Annotated in this window: 3 protein-coding genes and 2 pseudogenes; 4 read left to right on the forward strand and 1 reads right to left on the reverse strand. The window is 61.5% G+C overall.

Going from position 1 to position 7,345, the window contains the following annotated elements; genetic code table 11:
• The first annotated feature begins 34 nt into the window (after positions 1–34).
• Complete coding sequence (locus IVA87_RS03930) at positions 35–2,125, forward strand: molybdopterin oxidoreductase family protein (protein ID WP_247332795.1); 2,091 nt, start codon at positions 35–37, stop codon at positions 2,123–2,125.
• A 136-nt stretch (positions 2,126–2,261) separates the two neighbouring features.
• On the forward strand, positions 2,262–3,044 hold the full coding sequence (locus tag IVA87_RS03935) for an enoyl-CoA hydratase/isomerase family protein (RefSeq protein WP_247332796.1): 783 nt from the start codon (positions 2,262–2,264) through the stop codon (positions 3,042–3,044).
• A gap of 48 nt (positions 3,045–3,092) precedes the next feature.
• Here the strand turns inward: IVA87_RS03935 and IVA87_RS03940 are convergent, their stop codons facing one another.
• Positions 3,093–4,394 (reverse strand): hypothetical protein, encoded by a 1,302-nt coding sequence (locus IVA87_RS03940; protein ID WP_247332798.1) that lies wholly within the window; start codon positions 4,392–4,394, stop codon positions 3,093–3,095.
• Positions 4,395–5,964: 1,570 nt separating this feature from the next.
• Here IVA87_RS03940 and IVA87_RS03945 point away from each other — a divergent pair.
• Together IVA87_RS03945 and IVA87_RS03950 are read left to right on the forward strand one after the other, a co-directional pair.
• Positions 5,965–6,274, forward strand: a pseudogene (locus IVA87_RS03945) (DNA-binding protein); the annotation flags it as partial.
• 133 nt (positions 6,275–6,407) lie between these two features.
• Positions 6,408–7,247, forward strand: a pseudogene (locus IVA87_RS03950) (toprim domain-containing protein); the annotation flags it as partial.
• Positions 7,248–7,345: the final 98 nt, after the last annotated feature.

The following is a 7,345-nucleotide window of genomic DNA, read 5'->3' on the forward strand; positions in this document are numbered from 1 at the left end:
GGCTGACGGGTATTTTGGTGTTACGAACTGGGACATGAACCAGCACGCCAAGATCGAAATCCGCCATTCGACCTGCCCGCATGATTGTCCCTCGGCCTGTGCCCTCGATGTCGAGGTGGTCGAGGGCCGCAGCATCGGCCGGGTCCGCGGTTCGAAGCAGCAGACCTATACGGCCGGCGTCGTCTGCGCCAAGGTCGCCCGCTACGCCGAGCGCATCCATCACCCCGAGCGGCTGACGTTTCCGATGCGCCGCATTGGGCCGAAGGGTTCTGGGCAATTCGCACGGATCTCCTGGGACGAGGCGCTGGATGAGATTGCCGATCGCTTCAATCAAGCCGAGCGCGAATTCGGCGCGGAATCGGTCTGGCCCTATTACTACGCCGGCACCATGGGCCTCGTGATGCGCGACGGTCTCAATCGCCTCACGCATGTGAAAAAATATTCGCGCTTCTATCAGACCATCTGCGCCAATGTTGCGCGCATCGGGTTCGCGATCGGCACCGGCAAGATCGCCGGCGTCGACCCGCGCGAGATGGCGCTGTCCGACCTCGTCGTGATCTGGGGCACAAATCCCGTCAACACCCAGGTCAACGTGATGACGCACGCCTCGCGCGCGCGCAAGGAGCGCGGCGCCAGAATCGCTGCGGTCGACATCTACGACAACGAGACCATGAAGCAGGCCGACATCAAGATTCTCCTGCGACCCGGCACCGACGGCGCGTTTGCCTGCGGCGTGATGCATGTCCTGTTCCGCGACGGCTATGCCGACCGCGCCTACATGGACAAATACACCGATTGCCCTGATGAGCTCGAGGCGCATCTGAAGACGCGCACACCCGAATGGGCCTCGGCCATCTCAGGCGTGCCGGTGGCCGAGATCGAGGCCTTTGCCAAGGCCGTCGGCGAGACCAAGCGGACCTTCCTGCGTCTCGGTTACGGCTTCACCCGCTCGCGCAACGGCGCGACGCAGATGCATGCGGCGCTGTGCATTCCCGCCGTGACCGGCGCCTGGCAATATGAAGGCGGCGGCGCCTTCTTCAACAATTACGCGCTCTGGCATTTCAACGAATCGATCATCGAAGGCCACGATGCGATCGACAAGACCACGCGCGCGCTCGACCAGTCGCAGATCGGCCGCATCCTCACCGGCGATGCCGAAGCCCTGCAGGGCAGGGGCCCGGTCAAGGCGATGCTGATCCAGAACACCAACCCGATGACGGTGGCGCCGGAGCAGGCGCTGGTACGGCAGGGCTTTGCGCGCGAGGATCTTTTCGTCGCGGTGCACGAGCAGTTTATGACCGAGACCGCCGAGATGGCCGACATCGTGCTGCCGGCGACCATGTTCATGGAGCATGACGATCTCTATTACGGCGGTGGCCATCAGCACATTTCGGTCGGGCCCAAGCTGATCGACCCGCCCGGCGAATGCCGCTCCAATCACGAGGTGTTGCAGGGGCTGGCGCCGCGGCTTGGTGCGAAGCATCCGGGTTTCGACATGACGCCCCGCGAACTGATCGACGCGACGCTCAAGCTCAGCAATCACGGCGACATCGCCGGCTTGGAGGCTGATATCTGGCGCGACCTGCAACCCGATTTCCGCACCTCGCATTATCTCGACGGCTTCGCCCATGCCGACGGAAAGTTCCATTTCAAGGCTGATTGGGCGCATCCGCCGTTCGGTCAGACGATGGGCGATTTCGACAAGATGCCGTCGCTGCCGGATCATTGGGCGGTGATCGAGCACACGGATCAGGCCCATCCATTCCGCCTCGCGACCAGCCCCTCGCGCAGCTTCCTCAACACGACTTTCAACGAGACGCCGTCCTCGCAGGCGCGCGAGGGCAGGGCGAGCGTGATGATCCATCCGCTGGATGCGACCGCGCTCGGCATCGTCGACGGCGATGCGGTGACGCTCGGCAACGGCCGTGGTGAGAGCACGCTGGTCGCAACGCTGTTCGAGGGCGTGCGGCGCGGCGTTCTGATCGCCGAATCCGTTCACCCGAACAAGGGCCATATCGGAGGCCGCGGCATCAACATGCTGACGGGCGCGGACACCATCGCGCCGATTGGCGGGGCGGCATTCCACGACAACAAGGTCTGGATCAGGAAGGCGGCCGCGGGCTGAAGCACACTGTCGCTTCGATTGCTCTCTAAATTTGTGTCGAGGCGCTAAAGCTCCGCCTCGCCGCAGATTGCGCTTGCACCTCGCGCCCGAGCTGCCGCAAATGACAGCAAAACCGGGCCAAGGAAGCGAGCGTGCCATGAGCGACACCACAGCCGTCATTACCGAGAAGCGCGGGCAGGCGCTCTGGATCACCATCAACCGGCCGGAGAAGCGCAACGCGCTGAACGGCGATGTCATCGCCGGCATCAGCAAAGGCTATCGCGACGCGCATGACGACAAGGACGTCCGCGTCATTGTGCTGACGGGCGCGAGCGACAAGGCGTTCTGCGCGGGCGCCGACCTGCAGAATTCCGGCGCGGCTTTCGCGATGGATCATTCCAAACCAAATGTCGACTATGCGGATCTGCTACGTTTGTCACAGAACGCCACCAAGCCTGCGATTGCGCGGGTTGGCGGCGTCTGCATGGCCGGCGGCATGGGCCTATTGTGCATGACCGACATGGCGGTTGCAGCCGATCACGTCATCTTCGGCCTGCCGGAGGTGAAGGTCGGAGTGTTCCCGATGCAGGTCCTGAGCCTGCTGCAGAGGATCGCGCCGCCGCGGCTTGTCAACGAATGGGCGCTCACGGGTGAGCCGTTCGATGTCAAGGCGGCGCAAGCCGCGGGCCTCCTCAATTACGTCGTGCCTGCGGCCGAACTCGACGCCAAGGTCGACTGGCTGATCGGCCGCATCGTCGACAAATCGCCGACCGCGATCCGCCGCGGCAAATACGCTATGCGCGCCATCGCATCGATGTCTTTCGACGAGAGCATCGCCTACACCGAAAGCCAGATCGCGCTGCTCGCGATGACCGAGGACGCCAAGGAGGGATTGAAGGCGTTCAGCGAGAAGCGATTGCCATCTTGGACCGGAAAATAGGCGATCATGTCAGGGCACGGTTGGATGCTGTGGTCCTTCAAAGCAGCTTTATTCCGAGGAGTGATCGGCGTTTAGTCGAACAAGGAGCGCTCTTCTGCGCTGCTCGCGACGCTTCTTTGTGGCTGTGATCAACTGTTTGCCGGTGCGCTTGGCGTAGGTTGGCAGTTGGCGGCTTGATCTATGACGGCCTGCGGCACGCAACTCTGCGTCCGTGAGATCGCTATCGGCACCTTCGGTGAAGCCTCCGTGCCGGAAGGAAGTAAAGGAAAGTTCCTGACGAAGGTCGGCCGCTGCGATGATCTTTTTCACCACGCTGCGCAGATAGCGCAGGTCCTTGCGTGGCGTAATCCATGGAAGCGGGGTTCCCGACCGACGATGGGCATGGTCACGCCGGAATACCAACCCCGGGAGCGAGGTCTTTTTCATCTCGTCGAGCTCGTCCATAAGTTCAGGAAAGAGAGGGGCGCCCGTTTCGTCTAACAGTGGCCACCAGGCTTCCTCTCCATTCTTTGGGTGCACGATCCTGACGCTGTTTGGCCGTTCGCTAGGACGGTAGTGCGACATGTCGAAGGAGCCAAATACGTGCTGCTCCCGCTGCAGCCATTCCCATGACAACAAAGCAGCAGTTGCGATGGAGCGATAGTCGAGCCTTTTCGCGGCAGCCCTGAACGCGACGAGTTCATCCCAAGTTGCGGTTGGTGTGGGCCGTATCGGCTGGCCGGGCGCACGTGATCTTAATCCCATCCGTGAAAATGGATTGCTCGCTGGTACCATTTTTTCTTGAGCGCGCTGGCCAACGAACCAGGCCCGCCGGCAGCTCGCCATGGCCACATTTGCGTAGCGACGACGCTCGCGGACGACGACCTCTCCATTCTTGCCTACTTTTGTTACGACTAGCAGCTTTCCATAAACTGCGTCGACGAAGGCCTTGGTGAAATCGGACAATTGCTTCGACCCAACGCGACTTCCATCTTTCAGCTCGTGATTGGCAAAGAGCGCGAGACTCTTTTTGTACTGCCGCTGAGTGGTGCTTTCGATTTCGCCCCACTTCTGGTGAGCTTGGTAGATGCCGACCAGCCAATCGAACGTGCCGGGCTCGGGAGAGGCCGGCATCATGTCACTTAGACCCCGTGAGCGCCAACTCTCGAATGCCGGCAAGAGGACTTTTTCAACCCGCTCGACGGCACCCGCATAATCGCTCCCTAAAGCTTCAGGCCTCAAATGGCAGCCCTGCCGACGAGCCCAGGTTGGCGGCGCGAAATAGTAAGCCACCGTATTGTTCGCCAACAGTTTTCGTTGACAATATCGAGGAAGCTTCGGTGCCGCATCAAGTGACATCATACCAGACATAAGAGATCCTCCGGCTCCCTGGCGTCTCTTCTTCCAAGAGGTGCTGCGAAATGGTCCATGGTCGCCTTCGACCAGACTGGCTCCCGCAGCCGTCCTGTTCCACGACAGCTGACCGGTGGCGGCGCATCTCCTCGGCGGATCGCGCACGCAAGTTCGCCTGTGTCTTCAAAGTCCAGGTAGGCGGCCGCCATATCCGCTCTCATCATCGCTGGCCAGGTTCCAGCGGGTGGGTAGCGAGCAGGCAGCGCTGTGCGTCGTGAAGGTGGGCGGTCTGATCTCACTGATGGGGCCGCTTAGGTCCAACAAGAGTCGAATTCACTGAACAACGACGTCCGATCTGGAAGATCTAGATTGGGCTCGACTCGTGATCAGCGGAGCGAGAGTCGCGGTGGGTCATAAAACGAACTTCTACGATGAAAGACTTTTCCGCTCTACTGCGCAGTGCCGCCGTGGCGGGCATAGGCCAGATTAACGCGCGAAAAAGAGGCCTAGCGTGCAGTTCTCGGCGAGAACCAATTCTGACCGGCGAAATCCCCGAAAGCGGAGCTAATGGTATCTCCGTTCGCGGAGTGGGGCGCCGCTAGCAGGCAGTCAACTGCTCTAGATGCATCATCAATGGACTTTCCCACAGATTCGCCGGTGAGCTTGCATTGAATCTGTCCGAGCGTTGTACGGTGTCGGAATGTGGTGGACGCAGAGCAAATGATCGGCCGGTCTCTTATCGACCCATGCGGTGATTCACGACCACCTCGTTGCATAAGCAAGCCGTGAACTGACGCCTCTATCTACATGCTTGAGGCGATCGCCCGATTCAAAGCCGAGTTTGCAACCAGAGGCGACGCCGGTGAAGGTGAGAAGAACAACATTCTCCCATGCTCCAGATCAGGATTGTGGAATGCAGAGGAGTGCGCGTAAGGAAATGTCGGCCCTCCGATTGGCGGATTCTTTCGCTTGCGCGCGTGCGGCTGCCGCCGCACCGGGCTCTCGTTGAAACCGAGCCGCTCTGCGTCTCGGCCGTCCGGCTTCGATCCCTCGCGCAAAGACTTGCGGAGCTCCTCGCCGGGGGCGCTCGGGAAAGGGGCTCGCCTGCGGCGATCGCTATCACTGCCCCGTTCCCGGGTGCCGCTATTGAACCGGTCTCGTCGCTGCACTCGGACCCGCGTGCCCCTTCGGGTCGCTATGCTCACGCTCTCCGGGTGCCATTTTCAGTTGAGGCGACTTGCCATTGGCGCGCGCCTGGTCACGCCTGCAGCCCTAGGCACCTCAATCCCATCAAGAATGGGACGAAAGGCGGCTGTGTCGTAGATTGTCGCATTTTCTGATGCAAACGCCGAGCTTGCCGTGGCGGGTTATACGACAGCCTTCGAAAGAACAACGTGATGGTGCGGGCTTCTTCACAAGCTCGCAAGGTCCTGAACTAACTCCTTGGATCCTTGCCGGAGCTGCGGTCGATATGATGACCACCAGCGGCGCGGGAGGCGGGAGGAGAGTGAAAGGGTTGCGGCGGGTTTTCCGCGATGGGTTGGAGGCCGAGAGAGTGGCTCCCGGCAACCCGTCGTGGAGCATCGAGATGACGGAGGCTGTCCAAAAGATCACCCTGTCGCCTTCGCGCGACATCCCCCTCGAACAAACTGGTACACAGACAATCGAACGTTCGGCGGCTCACGGCCGGAAGTTCGATCGAGCAATTCGCCAAAGTATCACGCACCGTTCGCTGCTGCAGAGCCTCAATGTACGGCCGATTGTGGAGGCGGAAGGCAACGGGACTGGCATGCTTGATGTGCCGGCGGACGGTCTTCGCTACCCGCGCGCTCGGACTTCTCACGATGCAGAAGCGAATGGCGAAGGCGCAAGCCGTTCCTTTTATCGTGCGCGAGGGGGCATCAATGGAGACGAGATCATCTCTTGGAAGCTGCGCATGTTCGTGCCCACGGACGCAAGCGGCACCGAGATCCGGTCGAAAGTGCTTGACAGCTATCCGCTTGCACGCATCGGCGAGCAGGAGGCTGCGTAATGTCTCGCGATGCGTCTGAATTGGCACGCCGCCTCGCGCGCGAGGCGGAGGCGGTGTGCCGACACTATCTCTCCAATGGCAAGCGGTCGGGTCGGTACTGGGTCGTCGGCGACGTCCACAACACCCCGGGCCGCTCGCTGTTCGTACGGCTCCAGGAATCACCTAAAGGCCGACCTGGCAAGTGGATAGATGCTGCGACCGGTGAGCATGGCGACCTCCTCGACATCATCCGCGAAAGTCTGGGCTTGCGCGACTTCCGCGAGGTGGCCGCGGAGGCAAGGCGCTTCTTGAAATTGCCTCGCGCTGAACCGGAACTCGCCTCAAAGCCCGTCGGTCCGGCAGCACCGGCCGCATCGCAAGAGGCCGCCCGTCGGCTCTTTGCAATATCCAGCCCGATCGAGGGGACCGTGGTCGAGACTTATTTGCAGGGGCGCGGAATAGCCGACGTCCACCATGGCGGCAGTCTGCGTTTCCACCCACGCTGCTACTATCGGCCGGACGAGCACCAGCCGACCGAGACTTGGCCGGCGATGATCGCTTCTGTCACTGATCTCGATGACAGGATCACCGGGGTACACCGTACCTGGCTCGACCCGGTCGGCTTTGATCGCGTTCGGCTCGGCAAGGCTCCGATCGATACGCCACGACGCGCGATGGGCGACCTCCTCGGCAATGCCGTTCGTTTCGGCGTGGCGGACGACGTGCTCGCCGCCGGCGAGGGCATCGAGACCATGCTGTCGCTGCGCTGCGTGTTGCCGACGATGCCGATGGCCGCTGCGCTTTCGGCCAACCACCTCGCGGCCATGTTGCTGCCGTCTGGCTTGCGTCGGCTCTATATTGTGTTTCGGCATGGAATAAGGACCCCGTTTTCGGGGTGATCGGCATCCAATCGGGACCCCGGGATAAGGGTCCACAGTGGCTTCCATCGAGTCATGGA

This window comes from Bradyrhizobium sp. 147, assembly GCF_023073935.1.
In the GTDB taxonomy this organism is placed as follows: domain Bacteria; phylum Pseudomonadota; class Alphaproteobacteria; order Rhizobiales; family Xanthobacteraceae; genus Bradyrhizobium.

Bases quoted from the DNA above. Each gene is read 5' to 3' on its own strand.
- IVA87_RS03930 (WP_247332795.1), top strand. From the start codon at position 35: ATGAACCAGCACGCCAAGATCGAAATCCGCCATTCGACCTGCCCGCAT.
- IVA87_RS03935 (WP_247332796.1), top strand. From the start codon at position 2,262: ATGAGCGACACCACAGCCGTCATTACCGAGAAGCGCGGGCAGGCGCTC.
- IVA87_RS03940 (WP_247332798.1), bottom strand. From the start codon at position 4,394: ATGTCTGGTATGATGTCACTTGATGCGGCACCGAAGCTTCCTCGATAT.